Here is a 23,491-nt window from a genome sequence, read left to right on the forward strand (position 1 = left end):
CCCGGCTGTGCCGGCCCGCTGCCGGGGGCTCCGGGCGGTCCTAAAAGATCTTTTCGGCCCACCATTCGAGGCCCGCGATCGCCGCGGCCCCGCAGGCGTACGCAGCACCGCGTACGGCGTTGAACGCGGCGGTTCGGGCCAAACGTCGCAGGGTGGTCTGTGTCGATCCCTTGTAGATGGCGGATCCCTTGTGCATGGCGGCTCCTCACGATGTGACGGCTGTGCAGAGTGCTCGTGACCACCTTCGCCGCGGCCGTACCCGGCGCAGAGGGAGTGGGCCGGACCCGCCCGCGACAGACAAGAAGTCGCCATGGCGTGGGGAAAGTTGAGGACGCGTGGGAATATCGTCGAACGCTGTTGAACGGACGCGAATGGAGATGCGTGGTGGGGCGGGCCGGACGTCTGAGCAAGCCGGATATTCCGTACAGGATGCACCGGGCGTTGAACGACGCCCTGCACGAGCTCCATCTGGTGGCCAAGAGCCCCTCACTGACGACGATGGTGAAGGGGCTGAAGGACGTGCCGGGAGCCTCCCGGACCACGATCTACAACGCGTTCTCCAGTCAGCGGCTGCCGATGTCCGGCGTGGTGGACGCGCTGGTCGTCTACCTGGCCGAGCGAGTGCGGAACGTCTCCCCGGCTCAAGTCGACGCCGTGTCCCGCCACTTCGACAATCTCTGGTGCCTGGCCGAAGCCGAAGCCCGCTCCCACGCCACCACGACACACGCTCCACCACGCTCCGGACCCGAGGAACCGGCGGAGGCGGTGGTCTTGAACGTCCCGGAGCTCGATGCGCCGCGGCAACGCCTCGCGCTGGAGCCGGTGAGGCTGCGATCACGTCTCGACTCCCTACGGGAGGCGTTCGGTGACGCGGAAGTCGACGAGGCCGTGATCGCCGGCGTGGCCGAGGCGATCTCGGCCCTTCCGGGTCCGTACGGCGGCGACCGTACCGGGACCATGCCGGTACGACGGACACGCGGAGCGGCCGGCTTCCACGGCGACAGCGAGGCTGCCGCCGAGTCATAGAGGACATACCCGGCCCCACTCCTCGACTCCCGGACCTCACCGCCCTCAGCACCGGGCAACTGAGCTTCCTGCCACAGGCGCCCCGGCGGAGCGCGCGGCCGAACTGGCCTGCCCCACGGGCAACATGGGGAGCGTCAGCACTAAAAAGGTCGGCCAATGGGGTGATGTTCCGGCGAAACGCTATGTATGTCACTGAAAAAGGCGGAGATTTCCGCTAACGGGCCTGAACAGCCCGTTGGTGAGCCGGACAGCGCCTGGCGAGTGGCCGGGGAGGTGCTCGATGAGCATGGTGGAAATGCTCAGATTTCGGCGGGATCCGCTGGGGTTCGTCGAGAACTACTCCCACCGCAGCCCGTCAGGCGTGTTCCGGCTTCCGTGGGGCGCCTGGTGCGTGGGCGATTCGGACCTGGCGCTCGTGGTGCTGCGCGACCCGGCCTTCAACACAGGGACGGCCCCCTTCTTCGGAGACCTGCTGCCCTCGCGCCCTGCCCAGAACGACTTCGGCCACGCTGTACGCAACCTGGTGCGCGCGCGTTTGCCCGAATACCGGGTCAACATGGCCAAGGCGGCGGCCGAATTGCCCGAGGCCAGCCAGTGGCCGGCAACCGGAGCCATGCTGGTGTACCGGTGCACGGCGGACCTGCTGCTGCAACCGGACGCCTCGCCGACGTTGCGTCGGTCGATGGAGCAGGCGGTACGCGTCGGTTCGCTGGTCCGTGCGCCCCATATGTGGCAGCGCGCACTGGTGGAAATGCGCCGCCCGAAACTGAAGCCGATGGTGGTCGAGCTCGTGACGGCCCGACGAAGAGAAGGCATCCCCGCCGACGAGCCACGAGACCTGCTGGACACCCTGATCGCCGTGTGCCCCGACGAGGTCACCAGCCGTGAGCTGGCCGACCTGTACTTGTTGATGTTCCTGTCGATCGTGGGGACCGTCGGCCACTCGGTGGCCTGGTCGCTGCTTCTCGCCTGCCTCCACGGCAGGCCGCGTTCCTCCTGGCCGTGGCCCGCCGACTGGATCGCCCGTGAGGCCGCACGGCACCGGCCGGTGGTCTGGATGGTCGGCCGGTCCGTACCGCGCCCCACCGAGTTCGGCGGGGTTCCCTTCCAGCCCGGCGCGGTCCTGTCCGTCAGCCCCTACCTCCTGCACCACGACGAGAACCGCTGGACCCGGCCCGGCGTGTTCCGGCCCGAACGCTGGGCCGAACCAGGTGAGCACGGCCCCTACGTTCCCTTCAGCTCCGGCCCGTTCATCTGCGCCGGAGCGGCGGTCGCGCAAACCATGATCTCCGACGCCCTGACCGCCCTCGCCGACGGCGCACACCTGACCGTCACGGGCGGCGACCTGCGTCCGTTCGTGACCAACGCCGCCATCTGCCGCCCCTTTGTCCTCCACCGCACCACCAAGCCCCGTGGAGGACCCTCACGCCGGGAAGGAGGTGAACAACCGTGATTGCTGCAATCCGTCGGGTCGTCAAGAACACTCCGGCCTATGACTGGTTCGGTACCGGTCTCAACTGGTACTACGGTGGTTGATCCAGTGCCACCCGGGTGGCCTGTACGTCGAGTGATCGGACGTGCAGGCCACTTGCCGTCTCGTGCCCTCGCGCGGTGGCGCCGGCATGCCGTCTCAGCGCAGGAAGGCCACCGTCCCCCTGCCGTGGAGCGTGCGCAGCCCGCCCAGTACGCAGCCGCTGACATCGCTGGTGGGGGTTGCGCTCCCGGAGACGCGCGCGCCCGCCAGCGTGCCCCGGGCGACGGTTCCCCCCAGCAGGGCGTCGCCGGGGTTGTAACTGGTGATGTGGTGGAGGGACGGCTGCAGGGTCGAGGAGCCGACGGTGCGCCCGCCGGCGTCGTACCAGGTGACCCGGCCCCGGCCGGCGACGGCCTGTGCCCCGGTGCAGACGGCCTGGGCGCTGCCGCGGAACGTGAAGAGGCCCGAGCGCACGCGCGCCACGGAGCTGTCGTGTGCCGCACAGTCGGTGAACGCCATCGCGCCGCTCACGGTGACCGTGCGCGGAATCTGGCTCAGCGGAGGGGCGAAGGTTACCGGGTGATCCGGAAGGGTGCTGACGGCGCACGTCAAGGCGGCCGCCTGGCGGTGCTGTTCGGGCAGGCGTGCCCCGGGGACGGCCCCGTCCGCCGACTGTGTGGTCAGCAGCAGATGGACCGTGGCTACGGCCGCGGCTGTGGCGACCGCCGCCGGTGTACGTCGAGGCCTCCGCGTGAGACCGGCCGGAATGCGAAAGGTCATCCTTGCTCCTCTGTGAGTGCCCCTGTCCGTGACGCGCGGTTCGTCTGGGAAGGGGGCCGGGGAGAGACGAGGGGAGAGGCGGCCTCGGCGTCCGGGAACGCGTGCGCTCCGGTGCGCCTCGGGGCGGGCAGCAGGCGTGTCAGCCCGTGCGGGAGCCACCAGTTGCGGTGGCCGAGCAGCCGCATGAGGGACGGCACCAGGACGATGCGGATGACGGTGACGTCGATGGCGATGGCGGCGGCGACGGTCAGGCCCATCTGCTGGAAGTCCTGGCGGTGGGTGGTGAGCAGGCCCGCGAACGTGACGACCATGACCGCCGCGGCGAGCGTGATGGTTCGCGCGGTGTGCTGCAGCCCGTGGGCGACCGCGCGGGCGTTGTCGCCGCTGCGGTGGTAGTGCTCGGCGATGCGGTGGACGAGGAAGACCTCGTAGTCCATGGACAGGCCGAACACCAGGGCGAAGGCCAGCAGCGGGATCAGGACGTTGACCCCGCCCCCTGCGACCCCCGCCCCCGCGACGCCGCCCGCCGCGGTCCCGCCGCCCGCCGGCGTCCCTCCGGACATCTCGGACACCAGGGTGAGCACACCGAACGCGGCGCCGACGGCCAGGACGTTCATGGCGATCGCTTTGAGGGGGATCAGCACGCTCCGGAAGACCACCAGGAGCAGGACGAACGAAGCGGCAAGGACGATTCCGATCACCTGCCACAGGCCGGTGACCGCCGCGCTCTTGAGATCCGCGAGCGCGGCCGTGGGCCCGGCGATGAGCACGCGCTGCCCTGCGGGGAGCAGCCGCGGCGCGAGCCGGTGGATGTCGTTCAGAAGGGAGGTGGAGGCCGCGCTGTCGGGGGCGTTGCGTTCCCCGACCGCGAGCACGGTGAGGTCCTTGCCGTTGTCCAGTGCGCTGGCCAGAGCGACCCGCGGGTCGGCGTGCAGCGTGGCGGACAAGGCCGTGGTGTCCACGGGGGGAGCGCCCGGTGGATGGGGGAGGGCGAGGACGGTCACGCTGGCCAGCCGGTCGTGCTCCATCCGCAGCAGGCCTTGGCCCGTCGTGGTGTGCGCGAGGGCCGTGCGGTCGTAGTGCAGCCCCAGGCGGATGCCCAGGACGGGGGTGGCGGCCAGGAGCAGCACGGTGAGCGCCGAGATGAGGTAGGGCCACGGGCGTCGCATCAGGTGCAGCGTCCAGCGGGTCCACCACCCGTCTGTGGTGGCCTTCGCCCCCGCCCCGGGAAAGGCCGTCGGCCCGGTCGTTCCTTCTGCCTCAAGCCTTCCTGGGGACCCGCCCCGCCGGCGCAGGCGGCCCCGGTCGAGCCAGGGATCGAGGCGCGGCAGCAGGGCGGGCAGCAAGGTCAGCGCGGCGCAGAGCGTGATGCCGGTGGCGATCATCGCGCCGAGCGCCAGCATGCGCACGTTCCGCGCCGGAATGATCAGAAGTGCCGCGCTGGTGGTCACGACCACCAGCGCGCACCAGGAGACGGTGGTGCCCGCCGTGGCGGTGGCGCGGGCGGTCGCTTCGAGCGGAGTCCGGCCGCGCGACCGGGCCTGCCGGTAGCGCAGCAGGATCAGCAGGGCGTAGTCGAGCCCGAGGCCCAGGCCGACGCTCGACGCCAGGGTCAGCATCGTGGTGTCGACCTGTGTCACCAGGCTCATCGCCATCAGCGCGCCGGTGCTCACCAGGATGGTCGACACAGCGACGACGAGGGGCACCACGGCGGCCCCCAGCGACCCGAGGCCGAAGGCGAGGAGCAGCACGGCCGTGGGGACGGTGACGATCTCTACGAACCTCAGGTCCTTCACGTCGGCGTGGATCAGTTCGGCCAGTACGGGCGTGAGCCCCACGACGGCCACGGAGACGCGGCCGCCGGACGCCTCTCGCGCGGTGCGGTAGGCCACGTCCTGCAAGTGCGGCAGCCGCCGCTGGCGCGTGGATTCGTCCCCCGTGACGCCGATGGAAACATATACGTGACGGGGGTTCTGCCCGGTGACCGTGGGCACCGGCAATACCGTGCCCACTCCCGCCCGGTCGACGATCGCCCGGGCGGTCGAGGACACCGCCTTTTGGTAGGCGGGATCGGTTCCTTGCCACGTCGGGGAGTCGAAGGCCAGCATCATCTGTTCGGAGCCCAGCCGCGGAAATCCCCGGGTAATCAATTCAGCGGCCCGCAGGGCGGGAGAGTTCCCCATGGCGGTGGACGGAATGCTCAGCCGGCCCAGTTGCAGGGGGAGAAGAACGGCCGAGGCCGTGATGAGTACGGCCCATACCCACATCACCAGCCGGCCGTGCCGGGCGGCCGTCGCGCCGATCCGCCCCGTAGGACCGGATTCCCTCGCGGTGATGTTCGTGGAGTCTGGCATGTGCTTCACCGTTCAGCCGTCGGGCAGCAGCACCGAAAACACAGGACAGAATGGCACGCCGAAATCGGGAAGAGTTGATCCGAAACGCTCACGCTCCTGAATCGTTGACTTCTCTACGAGAGCGAGCCGCAATAACCCGATTTACCTCCGGGCGCTCTCCGGACATCGCATGCCCACCCTCGGCGAGGAGTTTTTCCATGACGCACTTCGACACGTCCGGCGCCGTCGCCGTGGTGGGCGCCGCCTGCCGGCTGCCGGGCGGGATCACCACCCTGGACGGGCTGTGGTCCGCGCTCACCGAAGGGCGGGACCTCGTCGGTGAACTCCCCGACGACCGGTTCGATCCGGGCCGGTGGTTCGATCCGGTGCCCTGGCGCCCGGCGAAGACCTACACCCTCGCGGGCGGATTCCTCGACGACATCCACGGGTTCGACGCCGCCTACTTCGGAATGTCGCCCCGTGAGGCGTCGCGCACGGACCCCCAGCAACGGATCTTCCTGGAAATGGCGGTGGAGGCACTGGACGACGCGGGCATCGCGGCCGCGTCGCTCGCCGGATCCGGCACCGCCGTCTACGCGGGCGTCTCCAGCCCGTCCTTCGCGGTTCTGCAGGGGCTGGAGGAGCGGTCGACCGACGGGTACACCATGACGGGCGGTGCCACGTCGAACGTCGCCAACCGCGTCTCGCACTTCCTGGACCTGCGCGGCCCCAGCCTCGCGGTGGACACGGCCTGTTCCTCGGCCCTCGTGGCCCTGCACCACGCCTGTGAGGCACTGCGCACCGGCCGGTGCGACACGGCTCTGGCCGGTGGCGTTCACGCCCTGCTGAGCCCCTTCGAGTACGTCGGGTTCGCCAAGGCGTCGATGCTGTCCCCGACCGGCCGCTGCCGTACGTTCTCCGCCGACGCGGACGGGTACGCGAGGGCGGAGGGCGGAGGTCTGGTGGTCCTCAAAGACCTGTCCCGCGCCCTGGCGGACGGCGACCGGGTGCACGCGGTCATCCTGGGCAGCGGCGTCAACACGGACGGGCGTACTCCCGGCCTGGCGCAGCCCAGTGCCGACGCGCAGGAAGCGCTGTTGCGCGAGGTGTACGAGCGGGCGCGCATCGATGCCGACGACATCGCCTATCTGGAGCTGCACGGCACCGGCACCCCCATCGGGGATCCCGTGGAGTGCCGGGCCGTCGGACGGGCCCTGGGCACCCGGCGCGCCCCGGGCCGGCCGCTGCCCGTGGGATCGGTCAAGAGCAACATGGGTCACCTGGAGCCCGCATCGGGCATGGCGGGACTGTTCAAGACCATGCTGGTCCTCCGGCACGGCCGGGTCCCGGAGAACCTGCACGCTCTCCCGCTCAACCCTGCGATCGACTTCGACGGACTGCAACTGGCCCCCGCCACCGAGCCCCGTGTGCTGGAGCAGCCCCCCGGCGGACGGGCCGTGGCCGGCGTGAACTCCTTCGGCTTCGGCGGCGCCAACGCCCACGTCATCGTCACCACCTTGCCCGGACAGCGCGAAGACGCGCACGAGACCGTACGTGAAGACGCGCCGGCTGCGAGCCTCCTGCCGGTCGTCGTGTCCGCCCGTACCCCCGAAGCGACCGCCGCCGCGGCCGAGCGCATGGCACAGCGACTCGACACCTGCACGGACCGGGACTTCTACGACCTGGCCTATACCGCCGCCCGCCGGCGCGGCCACCACGCCCACCGCGCGGCCGTCCTGGCCGGCACCCCGGCCGAGGCGGCATCCCTGCTGCGCGGCCTGGCAGCCGGCGAGCAGCCCTTCGCCGGCGCCACGGCGGCCGCCGCCGAGCGGGGGAGCGTCGCGCTGGCCTTCTCCGGCAACGGCTCGCAATGGGCGGGCATGGGAGCGGACCTGCTGGCGGCCGAGCCCGTCTTCCGGGCCGCGGTGACGGAGGCGGACGACGTGCTGAGCCCGCTTCTCGGCTGGTCCGTACGGGAGGAGCTGGCCCGCGGCGGGCCGCCCGACCGCACGGACGTCGCCCAGCCGCTGATGTTCGCCGTGCAGGTGGGCCTGGTCGAGATGCTGCGCGCGTCCGGCGTCCGTCCGGCCGGAGTGGTCGGGCACAGCTCCGGCGAGATGGCCGCGGCCTGGGCCGCGGGCGTGCTCGAACTGGACGCCGCGGCGCTGGTGGTGGTGGAGCGCTCGCGCGCGCAGCAGTCGACGGCCGGCGACTGGGGCATGGCGGCGATCGGCACGGACGAGCGGAGCGCGGGACGGCTGCTGGAACCGTACGCCGGGCGGCTGGAGATCGCCGGGGTCAACACCGCGCGGGACGTGACCGTCAGCGGCGACAAGGCCGCCCTGGCCGCGCTGGGGCGGGAACTGACGCAGCAGGGGATCTTCTTCCAGGACCTGGGCCTGGACTACGCCTTCCACAGCCACGCCATGGACGGGCTCGCGGACCGGCTGGTGACGGCCCTGTCCGGGGTCAAGGCGCACCGGGCGCACATCCCGTACGCGTCGGCCACCACGGGCACCCTGCTGACCGGCACCGAGATGGACGCCGACTACTGGTGGCAGAACCTGCGCAGGCCCGTGCAGTTCGCACCGGCCGTCGCCCACCTGAGGGACCTGGGGTGCGACGTCTTCGTCGAGGTCGGCCCCCACCCCGTGCTCAGCGGCTACCTCCGGCGGCCGGTGGCCGGCCACCGGCCCACCGTCGTGCCCACCCTGAGCCGGCAGGCCCCCGGCCCGTCCGCGGTGCGCGCCGCCCTCAGCCACCTGGTGGCGGCGGGGACCGGCACGGAGGCGTCCTTCTTCCCCCGGCCCGGCCGGGTGGTGGACCTGCCGGCCTACCCCTGGGAGCGCGAGCGCCACTGGAACGGCGAACCCGGCGCCTGGGCCCGCCGCTGCGGCGACGGCTCGGCCGACCACCCGCTGTTGGGCGAGCGCGCGGACCTGGCCGACCCCTCCTGGCACGGCCTCTTCGACCCCGCGCGCGCCCCCTGGCTCGAAGGCCACCGCATCGCCGAGGCCGTGCTCATGCCCGCGACGGGCTTCACGGAGATGGCCCTGGCGGCCGGACGGCGGGCCTGGGACAGCGCCGTGGAGGTCACCGACCTCACCATCCCCCGCGCGCTGGTCCTGCCGTTCGAGAACGACCGCGAACTGCGCATCCAGACCACGCTGTCGGCGGACGACGGCCTGATCCGCATCGCCAGCCGCGGGGAGGGCGGCGACGCCTGGCAGGAGCACGCCCGCGGACGCGTCCGCCGGCTCCTCGAACCCCGGCCGGAACCGGTCGACGTCGGCCGCATCGCCGCCCGCCTGCCGGAGCGGTGGACCGCCGAGGAGTTCTACCGGATGATGGAACGCGTCGGCGTCCGCTACGGCCCCGACTTCCTGGTGCTCGGCGAGGACCTGCACACCGGCCCGGACGAATCCCTGACCCGCTACACCACCCGGGCCGACCTGTCCGGCTACGAAGCGCACCCCGCACTGCTGGACGGAGCGGTCCAGACCGGTCTCGTCCTGCTGGAGGACCTGGCCGTCCAGGGTGAGCCCTGCCTGCCCGCGTCCCTCGACCGCGTACGTGCCTGGCGGCCCCTGCCCGCCGAAGGACACTTCCACGCCCGCCTGCGCGCCCGCTCCGCGCGCGAATCGCTCCTGGACCTCACCGTCCTCGACCCCGACGGCCAGGTCTGCCTGTCCTTGGAAGGCGTACGGCTGCGCCGCTTCGACCGGCCCGGGACCACCGGCGCCCGGCACCACCTCACCGTCATGAGGGCCGCCTGCCGCCCCGGTCAGGACCTCGGCCCCAGCCCGCTGCCCGGCCCCGCCGCCGTCGCCGACGCGTGCCGCGACCTCCTGCACGAACCGGACGAGACCGCTCATGTCTTCGACACCGTCAGGGAACTGACGGCGCACTTCGGCGCGGCAGCCGTCGCGAGTCTGCTCCCCGGCCCCGGTGCCTTCACCAAGACCGAGCTCTTCGACGCGGGCGTCATCGCCCCCCACGCGCGGCTGCTCGACACGCTGCTGGACACGGCCTGCGCCCACGGCCTGGCCGCACCCGTGACGTCACCCGGCACCGAGGAGGACCGGTGGCGCATCGTGCGCACCCCCGCCCCGCACGAACGCGTCCGCGACCTCACCCGGCGCCACCCCGGCCTCGCCGTGGAGATCGCCCTGATCGGCACGTGCGGCTCACGCCTGCCCGAGGTGCTGCGCGGCCGCCTCGACGCCGCGGACGTCCTCCACACGGCGACCCACCGTCCACTGCTGGAAGAACTCCACGCCGGGGGCGGCACGGCACGCTTCGGCCTCCGGGCCCTGCGCACGGCCCTGCAGTCCGTCGTCGCCGCCTGGCCCGCCGGCCGGCCGCTGCGCATCCTCGAAGTCGGCGCGGGCAGCGGCGGCACCACCGCCTCCCTCCTGCCCCTCCTCCCGCCCGACCGCACGCAATACGTCTGCACCGACGTCACCGGCACCTTCTTCCCCCGCGCCCAACGGCTCTTCCGCCCCTACGACTTCGTCACCTACCGGACCCTGGACCTCGACCAGGACCCCGTGGAGCAAGGACTGCCCGAAGCCGGCTTCGACCTCGTGATCGCCGGACACGCCCTGCACACCGCGAGCGACGTGCGCCGCGCACTCGCCCACCTCGGCACGCTCCTCGCCGACGACGGCCACCTCCTGGCGACCGAGACCCACGACCCCTCCGCATGGGCCCTCCTCTACGGCCTCCTGCCCGGCTTCTGGACCAGCCACGACACCGGCCTGCGCCCCTCAGGACCACTGCTGGCCCCCGGCACGTGGCAGAAGGTCCTCGCGGAAGCCGGATACGCCCACCCCCTCACCATCGGCGGCGGCGACTCCTTCCTGCTCCTCGCCCGGCGGCCGCACCGTCCCCGGCCGGCCCCCGCGGCCGAGCCCGCCCGGCCGCCCGGCGCCTGGATCGTCGCCGCCGAATCCGACGGCGACCCCCTCGCCGACGCCCTGGCCCTCCATCTCGGCGCCCGCCGCGCCGCACCCGCCACGGAACCGGACCACTGGACGGCCCTGCTCGACGAGCACCCCGGCGACCTCGGAGTCGTCCTGCTCCTCGACGCCGACGAGCCCACCGGAAGCGGAACGGAACCCGCGCCCCTGGACACCGGGCGTGCCGTGCACCGCCTCGCAACACTGCGCGCTCTGGTCACCTCCGCCGCCCGGCGCAGCGACATCGCCCTGTGGCTGGCCACACCCCCGACCGGAGCCCTCCCGGCCCCCGAACGCCCCCTCGCCCCGCAGGCCGCGACGCTGTGGGGAGCGGCCCGCTGCATCGGCACCGAACACCCGCAACTGGCGGTACGCCGCATCTCCCTCGAACGCGGCAGCAGCCCCGAGGCCGACGCCGCCCGCCTGGCCGCGGAACTCGCCGACCCCACCACCGAGGACGAGATCCTGCTCACCCCCTCCGGACGCTTCGTGCCCCGGATCCACGCCCGCCCCGCCCTCACCACCACCGCACCCGCGCCCCGAGGCACCTCCTTCGCCCTGCGGCTGCGCGCACCCGGCCGCCACTACCGCCTGGCCTGGGCGCCCGCCCCCGCACCCAGGCCCGGGCCGGACGAGGTCCTCGTCTCCGTACGGGCGGCCGCGCTCAACTACCGGGACGTCCTGCAGTCCCTCGACCTCATCCCGCTGAGCACACCGCGCGCCGGCGAGGCGCGCGGCAAGGAGCCGGGCCTCGGCCTGGAGTGCGCGGGCGTGGTCACCGCCGTCGGATCCCGCGTCACCCGGTTCGCGGTCGGGGACCGCGTCTTCGGCTTCGGCTCCGACATGCTGGCCTCGCACGCCACCGTCCAGGAACACCTCACCGGCCGCATCCCCGACGGCATGGACTTCTGCCAGGCCGCCACGCTGCCCGGCGTCTACCTCACCGTCCACCACAGCCTCCACCGCCTCGCCCGGCTCGAGCCCGGCGAGACCGTCCTCGTGCACGGCGCGGCCGGCGGCGTCGGCCTGGCCACCCTCCAGTACGCCGCCCACGCCGGCGCCCACGTCATCGCCACCGCCGGCACCCCCGCCAAACGCGACCTGCTCCGCCTGCTCGGCGTCCGGCACGTCCTGGACTCGCGGTCCCTGGACTTCGCCCACCAGGTGAAGGACCTCACCGGCGGCCGCGGCGTCGACGTCGTCCTCAACTCGCTCGCCGGCGAGGCCATCAGCCGGGGCCTGGAATCCCTGCGCAGCGGCGGCCGCTTCATCGAGCTCGGCAAACGCGACCTCTACGGCAACACCCCGCTGCTGCTGCGCCCCTTCCTCAACAACCTCACGCTGTCGGCGGTCGGCGACATCCACGAACTCCTGACCCAGCACCCGGAGCTCGCCGCGGTCGAGGGCCCCGAGATCGCGCGGCGGGTGCGCGAGGGCGTCTACGGGCCCATCCTCCACCACGTCTACCCCGCCGACCGGATCACTGACGCCTTCGAGACCCTCCAGCACTCACGCCACATCGGCAAGGTCGTCATCTCCCTGGAGACAGCGCCCCGGATCGAGCAGCAGCCCGCCCCGCCCGCGCTGGATCCGCAGGCGACCTACCTCGTCACCGGCGGCCTGACCGGCTTCGGCGCGGCCACGGCCCAGTGGCTGGCCCGGCTCGGAGCCCGCCGTCTGGCACTGACCGGCCGGCGCGGGGCCGACACCCCCGAGGCACCGGCACTCCTCGACACGCTGCACCGCCAGGGCGTGCACGTCACCACATACGCCGCGGACGCCGCCGACACCGAAGCGATGCGCGCGGTCATGGACGCGGCCGACACACCCGAACACCCCTTGCGCGGCGTCGTCCACGCTGCGGCGGTCTTCGACGACGGCCCCCTGATGGACCTCACCGACGAGAGCCTGCGCGACGTCCTGGCCCCCAAGGCGGCAGGCGCGTCCGTCCTGGACGGACTGACCCGCGACCGCGACCTCACCCTGTTCCTGCTGCACTCCTCCGTCACCGCGCTCACCGGCAACCTCCACCAGAGCAACTACGCGGCCGCCAACGCCTACCTCGAAGCCCTGGCCAGAGCCCGCCGCCGGGCCGGGCGGCCCGCCCTGGCCGTCGGCTGGGGCGCCGTAGCCGACGCCGGCCACGCCGCCCGCAACGACATGACCGCCTACCTCGCGACGATCGGCCTGCCCTCCGTACCGGCCGCCGAACTCCTCGAACCGCTGGGCACCCTCCTGACCCGGGGCGACGACGTGGCCGTCCTCGCCGACATCGACTGGAACCGGGCACGGCAACTGGTGCCGGCCGCCGCCCGCTTCAGCACCGTCCTGCCCCCCGACCACGGCACCTGCGACGGCGACGAGACCCTCGCCCGCCGGCTGGCCGACGCCACCCCCGAGACCGCCCTCGCCCTGATCACCGACCTCCTCACCCACACCCTCGCCGACATCCTCCAGACCTCCCCGGACCGGCTGCCCCTCGACCGCTCCCTGACGGAGCTGGGCGTGGACTCCCTCATGGGCGCCGAACTCATGACGGCCCTCCAGAAGCGGCTCGGCTGCACCCTGCCCATGCTGGAGATCGTCAACAGCACCTCGGTCACCGACCTCGCCCGCCGCTGCCTGCACTGGCTGAAGTGAACGGTCCCCGCCATGTCCTTCACCAGACGCCGCACCGCCCCCGCCGCCGGCCGGGGCGGTGACACCGGCGGCAGCCGGGGCATCCCCGTGCCCATGGCCGACGGCACCGTCCTCCCCACCGACCACTACCACCCCTCCAGGAACGGCCCGGGCCCGACCGTCCTCGTCCGCTCACCCGTCGGACGCATCCCCATGGGCCTGATCTACGGCCAGTACTTCGCCCGCCGCGGCTTCCACGTCATCGTCCAGGAGACCCGCGACGTCGCCCACGGCTACTCCGTCCAGGACCCCGACAGCGAACGGGAGGACGGGCTGTCCACGGTCGCCTGGCTGCGCGAGCAGCCATGGTTCGACGGCACCTTCGTCATGTACGGAGCCAGCGCCACCGGCTACGTGCAATGGGCCCTGGCCCACGACGTGCCCGAGTGCAAGGCCATGTCCGTGCAGATCTCCGCCTCCTCCCTCGCCGACGCCGTCTACCCCGGAGGAGCCTTCGCCCTGGAGTCGAGCCTCTACTGGTGCGCCAGCCGGGACCGCGCCCGCATCCTCACGCTGCCCCGCCGCGTCCGGCGCGCCCTGGACTCCGGGCGCCCCGTCCACGAACTCGACACCGTGGTCAGCGGCATGCCCATGCCCTTCTTCCAGGAACTCCTCGCGAACGGCGAACCCGGCAGCCCCCTGCGCACCCAGCTCGACGCCGGACACCACCTCCGCCGCACCACCCTGCCCGTCCACTTCCTGGCCGGCTGGCACGACGTCTTCCTCCCCGGCCAGCTCCGCGACTACCAAGCCCTGCGCGCCGCCGGCCACCGCCCCCGCCTCACCATCGGCCCCTGGTACCACTGCGACCGGCGCCTGCTCCCCGTGGCCCTGCGCGAGGCCGCGGAATTCTTCCGCTCCCACCTCACCGGCGCCCCGCCCCTGCGCGGGCAGCCCGTACGGATCCACGTCACCGGAGCCAAGGAGTGGCGCGAGTACCCCGACTGGCCACCCCCCGGGACGTCGGCCCGGCCGTGGTACCTGCACGCCGACGGAGGCCTGCGCCCCGCACCGCCCGCACACGGCACCCCGCGCCGCTACCGCTACGACCCCGCCGATCCCACGCCCGTCCCGCGCGGACCGGTCATCTTCGGGGACTCCCGGCCCGAGGACTGCAGGCCGCTGGAGAAGCGCTCCGACGTCCTCACCTACACCAGCGACCCGCTGCCCGCCCCCATGGAACTCATCGGACCGGTCACGGCCGACATTCACCTGCGCTCCTCCCGGACCCACACCGACTGCGGCGTACGGATCTGCGACGTCCATCCCGACGGCACCTCCATGAACGTGTGCGAAGGCATCCGCCGCGTCTCACCCGGCACCAGCGGCCCCCGCGACGCTGACGGGGTCACGAAGGAGACCGTCGACCTCTGGCCGACGGCACACCGCTTCCCCGCCGGGCACCGCCTGCGGGTCCACCTCTGCAGCGGCGGTCACCCCCGCGTCGCACGGCACACCGGAAGCGCCGCACTGCTGGACACCAGCGGGATCCTGCTGGCGGCCGAACAGGAGATCTTCCACGACGCGACCCGGCACTCCGTGATCCACCTCCCCGTCAGCCCCCTCCCCGCCGAGGGGATCCCGCCCCGCCCCGGCATCCCGGGCGAGGACGAGGACGAAGAGGAGACCGAACCGGGGGAGTGGGCGCCGGACTTCTTCCGGCCGGAACCCGGGACGTGGTGAGCGGCCCCGGCCTCGTGCGCGTCAGCCCCGGGGCCGGGGCACGGGAAGCGCCCGGTCCTCGGGCGCCTCCGCCAACCGGCGCAGCAGGGTCGTACCGATGCTCCGGATCGACCCGTCGCTGTGCAGCAGGTCCATCGCGGCCAGCTCGCACGGGAACCGCCCGCGCAGCTTGGCCAGCAATTCCATGTTCATCAGCGAGTCCAGGCCGTACTCCTGGAGAGGCCTGGCCCGGTCGAGGCTCTCCACCGGCAGGTGCAGGATGCCGGCCGTCACCGTGGCGACGGCCTGCTCCAGACGGTCGGCCGCCTCCTCGGGGCGGGTGGCAGCGAGCTGCACCAGGAGCTCGTCCGACCGGTGATCCGAGTCCGTACCCGGTGGCATCACCTGCCGGAAGCGCGGAGCGGTCAGCGACGGCATGATCATCGCCATGCGGGCCCAGTCGCACCGCCCGAAACCGGCCACCTCCGTCCCCCACGAGTGGAACGTGTCGAGCGCCGCGCACGCCTCCCCGGGCGCGACCGGACGCAGACCGGCCTTCGCGAGCGCCGCGTTGAGCCCGTGACGGGCGGCATACCCCGTATCGCCGATGGCGCCCCACGCCACCGCACGGGCGGGCTCACCGGCCCGGAGCCGGACGCGGGCCAGCGCCTCGACGAAGAGGTTCCCGGCCGAGTAGCCGGCCTGCTGGATGCTGCCCGCCCAGACGTTCATGGACGAGTAGGCGAGGAATCCGGCGCCGCGCCCCCGGGTGAGACGGTCCAGGACCAGGGCGCCGCCCAGCTTCGGAGCCAGGACCGCACGGATGCGCTCGTCGTCGAGCCCGGTCAGCTTGTCGTCCTCCAGGTGCATCGCCGCGTGCACCACCCCGCGCAGAGGGCGGCCGCCCGCGTCGAGGTCCCGGACGAGCACCTCCATCGCGCCGGCGTCGGTCACATCGACGCCGTACGCGTCCGCGCTCACCCCCCGCGCGGCGAGGCGCGCCAGGAGCGCGGCGGCCCCCGGCGTCGCGCCGCCCCGGCGGCCCGTCAGCGCCAGGTACCGGGCACCGCGTTCGGCCAGCCACAGCGCGGTGGAGGCCCCCAGCCCGCTCAGGCCGCCGGTGACGAGGTAGGTCCCCTCGGGGTCCATGCGCTGCTGCTCGCAGGCGGGCCGCACCGGGACGGGTTCCCCGAAGGAGACCACGACCTTGCCGATGTGCCGCGAGTGCTGCATCAGACGGAAGGCCTCGTCGATGCGGTGAGCGGGGAAGACGTGGTGCGGCAGCGGCCGGTACTCGCCGCGCTCCGCCCGCCGCGCCACCGTCCCGAACGCGGCCGAGGCCGCCCCGGAGCCCGACGCCGTCATCTGCGCGACATCCACGACGAAGAAGGAGGTGTTGCCGGCGAGCGGACGGAGCAGGGCACGGCGGTTGGCGTACACGTCCTGCTTGCCCAGCTCGACGAACCTCCCGCCCCCGGCGAGGACCTCCATGCCGCGGGCCATGCCCTGGCCGCTGAGGGAGTTGAGGACGACGTCCGCCCCGTGCCCGCCCGTCAGCTGCCGGACCCGGTCCGCGAAGTCCGCACCGCGCGAATCCAGGACGTGGTCGACGCCGAGCACGCGCAGCAGGTCCCTCTTGGCGGGGGAACCGGCCGTGGCGACGACCCGCGCCCCGACGCGCCGGGCGTATTGCAGCGCGGCCAGCCCCACCCCTCCCGCCCCGCCGTGCACCAGCAGGACCTCACCGCGGTGAAGCCGGGCCAGGTGTTCGAGACTGTGCTGGACGGTGAGGAAGACCGTCGGCAGGGTGACGGCTTCGGTGAAGGCCAGCCTCCCGGGGATCCGCCGCACCATCGAGGCGCGGGCGCGGACGTGCCCGGCGAAGGCTCCCGCCGCCGTCCCGAAGACCCGGTCTCCCACCGAGAGACCCCGCACACCCGGGCCCACCGCGGTGACCACTCCCGCGCATTCCAGGCCCAGCAGACGCTCGGAGGCGACGCCGTCCTCGGCGACCGCGGGCAGCAGACCGGTGACGACCATCACGTCCCGGTAGTTCAGCGCCGCGGCCCGGACGCCGACAACGACCTCACCCGTGTCCGGCCGGGGCACGGGAGCCTCGTCCCACCGCAACCGGTAGCCCAGACCGAGGCCCTCCACCGACAGGCGGTAACTCGAACCCGTACGGGCCGAGGACGGAACGACGGGCGCGCTCGCCCGCACCACCCGGGGGACGAAGCGACCGCCACGAGTGAGGGCGACCTCGTCCTCGCCGGGCGCCTCCGCGAGCAACTCCTCGGCCAGCCTGCAGGCGTCCTGCTCCGGCTGCGCACCGCGCTCCAGAGAAACGCGCCGCACGGACACGTGCGTCACCTCGTTGGCGAGGGTCCGCGCGGCGCCCCACGCAGCCGCCTGGCCGGGGCACGCGGCGCGCTCCGGGGACGGGAGGGCACCGGTGGGGTGAGTGACGAGCGTCAACTGCCGCAGCGCGCTTCGGCCGTGCCCGGAGCAGGCGCGCGCCAGCTCCCGCAGGGTGGCGACCCTGCGCACCGCGAGATCGACCGCGGCGCCGGGGTCCTCGGGCACGGCCCGGTCCTGCTCCTCGCTCAGGACGAGCACGGCGCGGACTCCCGTGGGCCCGATGTCGTGCAGGACCTCGCGCACTTCTCCGGCGGTGACGGTGCGTACGGACCCGGGATCGCCGGTCAGTCGTCCGGCCAGGGAGGTGATCAGGTCCGGTTCGGAGCCGTCCTCGGTGATCACGAGCCAGTCGGCGGACGGGTTCTCCCGGTTCTCCTGGTCCTGACGTCCTGTCGGCGCACTGCTGTTTTCGAGCGGCAGGGAGGCATCCCGGTGGGTGTTTTCGCGTGGCAGGGCGGCGTCCCGGCGGGCCAGGAAGACGGAGAAGTCGTCGCCTGCCGGGCCGCGCGCCGGTACGGCCTGTGCCGGCGCGCCGAACCCGTTCTCCTCGAACACGGCCGACCACTGGGCGCGAGACACCAGCACGGAGCCGGACTGCGGACCGGTGCCCTCGGTGCGCCAGAAGCCCGGCAGCATCGCGGCGCCCAGCGCGAAGGCCTCCGGGTCGTGGGCCTCCACGGCCAGCAGGCTCCCGCCGGGAGCGAGGAGCCGCGCCAGTCGCCGCACTCCGGCGGCCACGTCGCGCGCCGCGTGGAGGGAGTGCCCGGCGACGATCAGGTCGAAGCTCTCGGCCGGCATCACCTGCGCGTACCCGGCGGGGTCGTTCCCGTTCCCGCTCCCGTTGTGGTCGTGGTCGTGGTCGTGGCCCGGGTCCGGGTCCAGGTCGAAGGTGCGGTAGTCGACGAAGTCGTACGCGGCGAAGCGCTCTTGTGCCATGGAGAAGTGCGCCCTTGAAACGTCCGCATACACGTACTCCGTACGCTCCGGTGGAAACAGCGGCAGCAGCCGGGCGGTCAGTCCGCCGCCCCCGGCTCCCACTTCCAGCACCCGCAGCGGACCATCCCCGGGCGCCGTCCGGACGAACGCCCTCACCACGGCCGCAGCGATCCGGTACTGCACCGCGCACGCCGGTTCCGTGTCACGCAACTGCCGCATCAGCGGCGGGCCGCTGTCCTGGAACAGCAGCTCCGCGGGATCGCGGCGGCCTGTCAGGACATCGGCGAGATGCAGCCCGCCCCGGCCGTGGAGAGCCGCCGTGGCCGGGTACGCGGGGTGCTCCCGCAGCACCTCCCGCAGGGCGCCCTTGAAGTCCCCCGGGCGCCGCAAGGCCCAGCCCCGGCGGCCGGACTCCCGGCTCTCGGACTCCTCCAGCAGCCCGTACCGCTGCGCCATGCGCGCCAGCATGCCCACGTAGGAGCGGTAGCCGGGCAGGACGCCGGCGGCGGCCAGGTCGTCGAAGCCGAAGGCGACGGGCGCCCGCTCCGGCAGGATCGCGGCGAAGGCCTCCGCGGCGCCGTGCGCCGCGGCACGGGCGAGCGCGTCCATGCACCGCGCGTGCTGCCCGCCGTCCCAGGACTCGAGGACCGTGCCGATCTCCGGACGGGCCGCGGCGAGGACCGCCGGGGGAGGCGGAGGGGGAGGGGGAGGGGGCGCCGAGGCGGGTGGCGTGCGCCGCCCCGGCAGGGTCGCCGCCCGCATCACCGTGGCGTACTCCTGCGGAAGGTCGTCATGAAGGGCCGACCGGTGCAGGCGGCAGCCTTCCAGCTCGGCCGACACCCGGCCCCCGGCGTCCGTGACCGTGATGTCGCACACGACCTCGTGCGGCGTCCTGGAACGCTCGCGGACATGCACCAGGCCGGCGGGGTCCGGCGTGCGCCACATCCGCAGCCGGCCGACGGCCGCCGGCAGATAAGTGTCCGTGGTCCCGGGCAGGAGGAGGATCCCGGCCTGCAAGGCTCCGTCGAGGAGCGCGGGGTGGACGACGTAACCCCCGTACCCGCCGCGTGCGTCGTATCCCTCGTCCGGTTCCTCGTGGCGGTAGGCGGCCAGGACCTCGCCGTCACCCACCCGGAGGTCACGCAGCACCCGGAACGCCGGCCCGTAGGCCAGCCCTCGCCGCTCCGCCGCCGCGTAGTGCTCGGACCCGGTCACCGCCCGGGTCGTACGCTCGCGCGCCCGCGCGGCATCCAGGCCGGGCGGGGCGGCCCCGGCGAGCCGGCGGGCACGGCCGCGGGCGTGCAGCCGCCAGCCGTCGGTGTCCCCGGCCCGGCTTGCCACCCGGAAGACGCCGTCCTCGTCCGAAAGGGAGGTCTGCAGCCGGATGCCCTTCGCGTCCCAGTCCAGGGGCAGCATCCGGCTGATGTCCACGCAGTCGAGCTCGACGGCGTCGCCGAAGACCTCGCGGCCGGCCGCCAGCGCCATCTCCAGATACGCGGTGGCGGGCATGACCGCGGCACCGCCCACGCGATGGCCGGCCAGCCAGGGGCAGCGGGTCCTTTCGAGCGTAGTGTGCCAGGTGGGTTCGAGTACCGGAGCCCGCTCGCCCAGGAGCGGATGGACGACGATGCCGTCACCGCTGGTACGGATCCAGTGCTCCGGCGTGCCGAACCAGTGCCGCTTCCGCTGCCAGGCGTAGGCCGGCAGGTCCACGACGCGTCCGGGCCGGGGGAACCACCGGTCCCAGTCCGTGCCCACGTCGGCGGCGGCCAGCCGGGCCGCGGCCCGGCGCACCGCGGCGACGCCCCCGCACTCCCGGCCGAGCGTCGGCACGACCGGGAAGGCCCTTCCCCCGTACTCTGCGGCGATCCGGCTCAGCGGCCCGCGCAGGCTCGGCTGCGGCCCGATCTCGACGACAGCGCCGAGCCCGCCGCCGTCCTCGGCCATCCGGCGTACAGCCTCGTCGAACCGTACGGGGCGGCGCACGTTGTCCCACCAGTACCCGGCGCCGAGCTGCCCGCGCCGCACGCGCCGGGCGGTGACGGTGGAGTACATGGGCACCCGGGGCCCGGCCGACGACAGTCCCGCCAGCGCGTCACGCAGCGGCTCCTCGATTCCGTCCATGGCCGAACTGTGGAAGGCATGGTCCACGTCCAGCACGCGGAAGGGAACCCCCCGGCCGGCCAGGCGCTCACCCAGCTCACGCAGCGACCGGTGGTCCCCGGAGACCGTCACGTCCCGGCCACTGTTGACGGCACCGATCTCCAGCAGCCCCGCGTACGAGGCGATCTCCTTCTCCGCCTCCCGCGGCGTCAGGGCCGCGACGGCCATCCGGCCCTTCCCGGCCGTGGCGGCCTGGGCCAGGCTCCGCTCGGCGACGATCCTCGCCGCGGCGGGCAGATCCAGCGCCCCGCAGACGTACGCGGCGGCCACCTCACCCACGCTGTGCCCCACGACGGCCTGCGGACGCACCCCGTAATGAGCCAGCAGAGCCACCAGCCCGCTCTGGACGGCGAAGAGCGCGGGCTGGGCGTAACGGGTGTCCGCCATCCGCGAGACGAGCCCGGCCCCCTGCGCCCCGGCCGCGAGCAGCCCGGCCACCGACCAGCCCAGCCGCGGCGCGAGATGGGCGTCCGCTTCCTCGACGGCCGCCCGGAACACCGGCTCCCCGGCCATCAGATCGGCGGCCATACCGGGCCACTGGCTCCCGTTGCCGGAGAACACGAAGGCGACGCGCCCGCCGGCCACCGCCCCTTCCGGCGCACGCAGCTCCCCTTCGTCCTGCGCCGCCTCCCTCAGCTGCCGGGCCGCGTCCTCCGGCGTAGCGGCCAGGACAGCGAGACGGTACGGGTGCTGCGCTCGCCGCCTGCAGGCCGTCCAGCACAGGTCGTAGAAATCCTCCGAGGCGACGGCGGCGAGCCGCTCCGCCATGACGCGGGCGGTCTCCGCCAGCGCCTCGCGGCTGCGCGCGCTGATCACGAGCGGCAGCAGGCCGTGCCGGACATGGCCCGGTGGAACTGGCGGAACCGGCGGGGCTGTCGAGGCTGGCGGAATCGGCGCGGGAGCCCCGGCGAGCACCACATGCGCGTTGGCACCGCCGAACCCGAAGCTGTTCACCCCCACGAACCCCCCGCCGCCGAGAACCCCGCCGAGACCTTCGCGACGGGCCACCGGGCGCATCGCACCGACCGGTTCGAGATTCAGCCCCCGGAAATCGATCGCCGGATTGAGCGGAACGCTGTGCAAGGTGGCGGGAATCAGCCCGTGCCGCAGAACGAGCATGGCCTTGAACAAGCCGGCCATGCCGGAAGCAGGCTCGGAATGCCCGAGATTGGACTTCACCGACCCGATCGGAAGCGGACCGCTGCTGCGCCGCGCCGCCACGGCCTGCCCGACGGCCAGGCACTCCAGCGGATCACCGACCGGGGTCCCCGTACCGTGCGCCTCGAAATACACCAGGTCGTCCGCGCCTGCACCGGCCCGAGCATGCACGTCCGTCAGCAACCGCCGCTGCATTTCCGCACTCGGCACCGGCAGATGCGGCGTCCGCCCGTCGGTGTTCGTGCCGCTCGCCGCGATGACGGCCTGCACACGGTCCCCGTCGGCCAGTGCGTCCGACAGCCGCTTGAGCAGGACGACGCCACCGCCCTCGGAGCGTACGTACCCGTCCGCCGCGGCGGAGAAGGCCGCGCAGCGCCCGCGCGGCGAGAGCATGCTCGCGCGGGAGAACCCCACATAGGCATGCGGGCTGATCAGCAGACTGACCCCGCCCGCCACCGCCACCCGGCTGCGCCCCGCCCGCAGCCCCTCGCACGCCTGGTGCACCGCTACCAGCGACGACGAGCACGCGGTGTCCACCGCCATGCTCGGCCCACGCAGGTCGAAGGCGTACGACAACCGGTTCGCGGCGATCGAGGCCGCCCCGCCCGTCATCGTGTGCGGATCGATGTCCTCGGACCGGAGCATCTGCAGCACCCCGTACGAGGTGTCGGCCACCCCGACGAAGACCGCGGTGTCGGAACCCGCCAGGCCCGCCGGATCGATGCCCGCGTCATCGAACGCCTCGGCCGTCATCTCCAGCAGCAACCGCTGCTGCGGATCCATGCGCTGCGCCTCACGCGGCGAGATCCCGAAGTACTCCGCGTCGAAATCCGTCACGTTGTCGAGATATCCGCCGGCGAAGGTGTAACTCTTCCCCGGGAACGCCGGATCCGGGTCGAGAAACCGCCCCACGTCGAACCGGCCGTCAGGCGGCGCGGCCGTCACCAGATCCCGCCCGCCGGCCAGCGCATCCCACAATCCGCCCAGATCGCGAATCCCGCCCGGCAGCCGGCAGGAGACACCCACGACGGCGATCGCGTCGGAAGGCACGGATGGTACGGACGGCGGGGAAGGCACGGAAGGCACGGCGCGACGGTCACTCACGGCAACTCCTCTTGACGACCGCCCATCGTGGCACTCCCGCCCCGCCGGAAGTCCTCAGTGGGAGTGCGCGGCGTCCGGTGCCTTCCCATCGCCACCCGAAGGGACGAAGGAACGGGACGGCCGGCCGGCGGTGACGGAGGCCAGGGATGACTGCTCGGGGCCGCCCGTCGCCGCCTCGTGAAGCCGAGTGGACTCAGCGGTCGGTGGCCCCGGCCCTGCACAGCCGACGTGGTTGCAAGTGCTCTCGCCGATGCGCACGCTGGCCGGCCGGCGCGTGGGCACACTGGACAACGCCCCGCGCCGCGCCGACTGCCCGGAGGGGGAGGAGGAGCCCAAGAGGGTTTCAGGGGGTGGTTTCTCCGGGTGGCGACGCAGCCGTGTCTGCCGTCAAGGAGCGGTCGCCCGCGAGTGCGCCCAGCAGGAACCCGGCGTATCCGGCCAGCAAGAGCAGCAGGATGCGCCCGCTGCCGCCCTCGTCGGTCCGTGGGTAGAGTCCGTCGGCGGCCAGGACGAGGGCGACGTCGAGGAGTTGCCCGACGATCACGACGGCGATGCCGAGCCGTATCCCGCGTCCGGCCGGGAGCAGCCGGCCGGTCAGAACGCCGATGCTCGTGAAGGCGGTCGCGACCGCCGCTGAGGCCAGTGTGGTCGGAGCGTCCGCGAGGGCGGGTGCCAGGGCCGTGACCCCCGCCGAGGCTGCCACCCAGATCACGAAAGCCCCTGCTGTCTCAGGCCACACGTGCGCCAGCAGCCGTCGTTTCCCCATCGAACCGCACCGCCGTTCACCTAGTATGTAG

Annotated in this window: 9 protein-coding genes; 4 read left to right on the forward strand and 5 right to left on the reverse strand. The window is 73.2% G+C overall.

Annotation, left to right across the window (positions count from 1 at the left end; genetic code table 11):
• Window positions 1-40: 40 nt before the first annotated feature.
• Window positions 41-196, reverse strand: a complete 156-nt coding sequence (locus tag B7P34_RS37095; RefSeq protein WP_189382318.1) for a hypothetical protein — start codon at window positions 194-196, stop codon at window positions 41-43.
• A gap of 119 nt (window positions 197-315) precedes the next feature.
• Here B7P34_RS37095 and B7P34_RS01210 point away from each other — a divergent pair, with 119 nt between their 5' ends.
• Both B7P34_RS01210 and B7P34_RS01215 read left to right on the forward strand, forming a co-directional pair.
• On the forward strand, window positions 316-1,026 hold the full coding sequence (locus tag B7P34_RS01210; RefSeq protein WP_146166677.1) for a hypothetical protein: 711 nt from the start codon (window positions 316-318) through the stop codon (window positions 1,024-1,026).
• A 280-nt stretch (window positions 1,027-1,306) separates the two neighbouring features.
• Window positions 1,307-2,479: a cytochrome P450 gene (locus B7P34_RS01215; protein WP_223267361.1), complete on the forward strand. Its 1,173-nt coding sequence runs from the start codon at window positions 1,307-1,309 to the stop codon at window positions 2,477-2,479.
• Between the two features lie 177 nt (window positions 2,480-2,656).
• On the opposite strand, the gene B7P34_RS01220 is transcribed toward B7P34_RS01215, so the two are convergent.
• Both B7P34_RS01220 and B7P34_RS01225 read right to left on the reverse strand, forming a co-directional pair.
• On the reverse strand, window positions 2,657-3,019 hold the full coding sequence (locus tag B7P34_RS01220) for a hypothetical protein (RefSeq protein ID WP_106673847.1): 363 nt from the start codon (window positions 3,017-3,019) through the stop codon (window positions 2,657-2,659).
• Window positions 3,020-3,276: 257 nt separating this feature from the next.
• Window positions 3,277-5,634, reverse strand: a complete 2,358-nt coding sequence (locus B7P34_RS01225) for an MMPL family transporter (protein ID WP_146166679.1) — start codon at window positions 5,632-5,634, stop codon at window positions 3,277-3,279.
• A gap of 197 nt (window positions 5,635-5,831) precedes the next feature.
• On the opposite strand from B7P34_RS01225, the gene B7P34_RS01230 reads away from it, so the two are divergent.
• Together B7P34_RS01230 and B7P34_RS01235 are read left to right on the forward strand one after the other, a co-directional pair.
• The gene (locus B7P34_RS01230; protein WP_106673849.1) at window positions 5,832-13,214 is read left to right on the forward strand and encodes a type I polyketide synthase; all 7,383 of its coding nucleotides are present in this window, start codon (window positions 5,832-5,834) and stop codon (window positions 13,212-13,214) included.
• 12 nt (window positions 13,215-13,226) lie between these two features.
• Window positions 13,227-14,936: a CocE/NonD family hydrolase gene (locus B7P34_RS01235; protein ID WP_189382321.1), complete on the forward strand. Its 1,710-nt coding sequence runs from the start codon at window positions 13,227-13,229 to the stop codon at window positions 14,934-14,936.
• A gap of 21 nt (window positions 14,937-14,957) precedes the next feature.
• Here B7P34_RS01235 and B7P34_RS39235 read toward each other — a convergent pair whose 3' ends face one another.
• Both B7P34_RS39235 and B7P34_RS01245 read right to left on the reverse strand, forming a co-directional pair.
• A complete protein-coding gene (locus tag B7P34_RS39235; protein ID WP_189382323.1) occupies window positions 14,958-22,640 on the reverse strand; it encodes a type I polyketide synthase in 7,683 nt (2,560 codons plus the stop codon).
• A gap of 397 nt (window positions 22,641-23,037) precedes the next feature.
• The gene (locus B7P34_RS01245) at window positions 23,038-23,406 is read right to left on the reverse strand and encodes a hypothetical protein (RefSeq protein ID WP_106673851.1); all 369 of its coding nucleotides are present in this window, start codon (window positions 23,404-23,406) and stop codon (window positions 23,038-23,040) included.
• Window positions 23,407-23,491: the final 85 nt, after the last annotated feature.

Origin of the sequence: Streptosporangium nondiastaticum (assembly GCF_003011965.1) — a bacterium.
Taxonomy (GTDB): domain Bacteria; phylum Actinomycetota; class Actinomycetes; order Streptomycetales; family Streptomycetaceae; genus Streptomyces; species Streptomyces nondiastaticus.

Bases quoted from the DNA above. Each gene is read 5' to 3' on its own strand.
- B7P34_RS37095 (WP_189382318.1), bottom strand. From the start codon at position 196: ATGCACAAGGGATCCGCCATCTACAAGGGATCGACACAGACCACCCTG.
- B7P34_RS01215 (WP_223267361.1), top strand. From the start codon at position 1,307: ATGAGCATGGTGGAAATGCTCAGATTTCGGCGGGATCCGCTGGGGTTC.
- B7P34_RS01220 (WP_106673847.1), bottom strand. From the start codon at position 3,019: ATGGCGTTCACCGACTGTGCGGCACACGACAGCTCCGTGGCGCGCGTG.
- B7P34_RS01225 (WP_146166679.1), bottom strand. From the start codon at position 5,634: ATGCCAGACTCCACGAACATCACCGCGAGGGAATCCGGTCCTACGGGG.
- B7P34_RS01230 (WP_106673849.1), top strand. From the start codon at position 5,832: ATGACGCACTTCGACACGTCCGGCGCCGTCGCCGTGGTGGGCGCCGCC.
- B7P34_RS01235 (WP_189382321.1), top strand. From the start codon at position 13,227: ATGTCCTTCACCAGACGCCGCACCGCCCCCGCCGCCGGCCGGGGCGGT.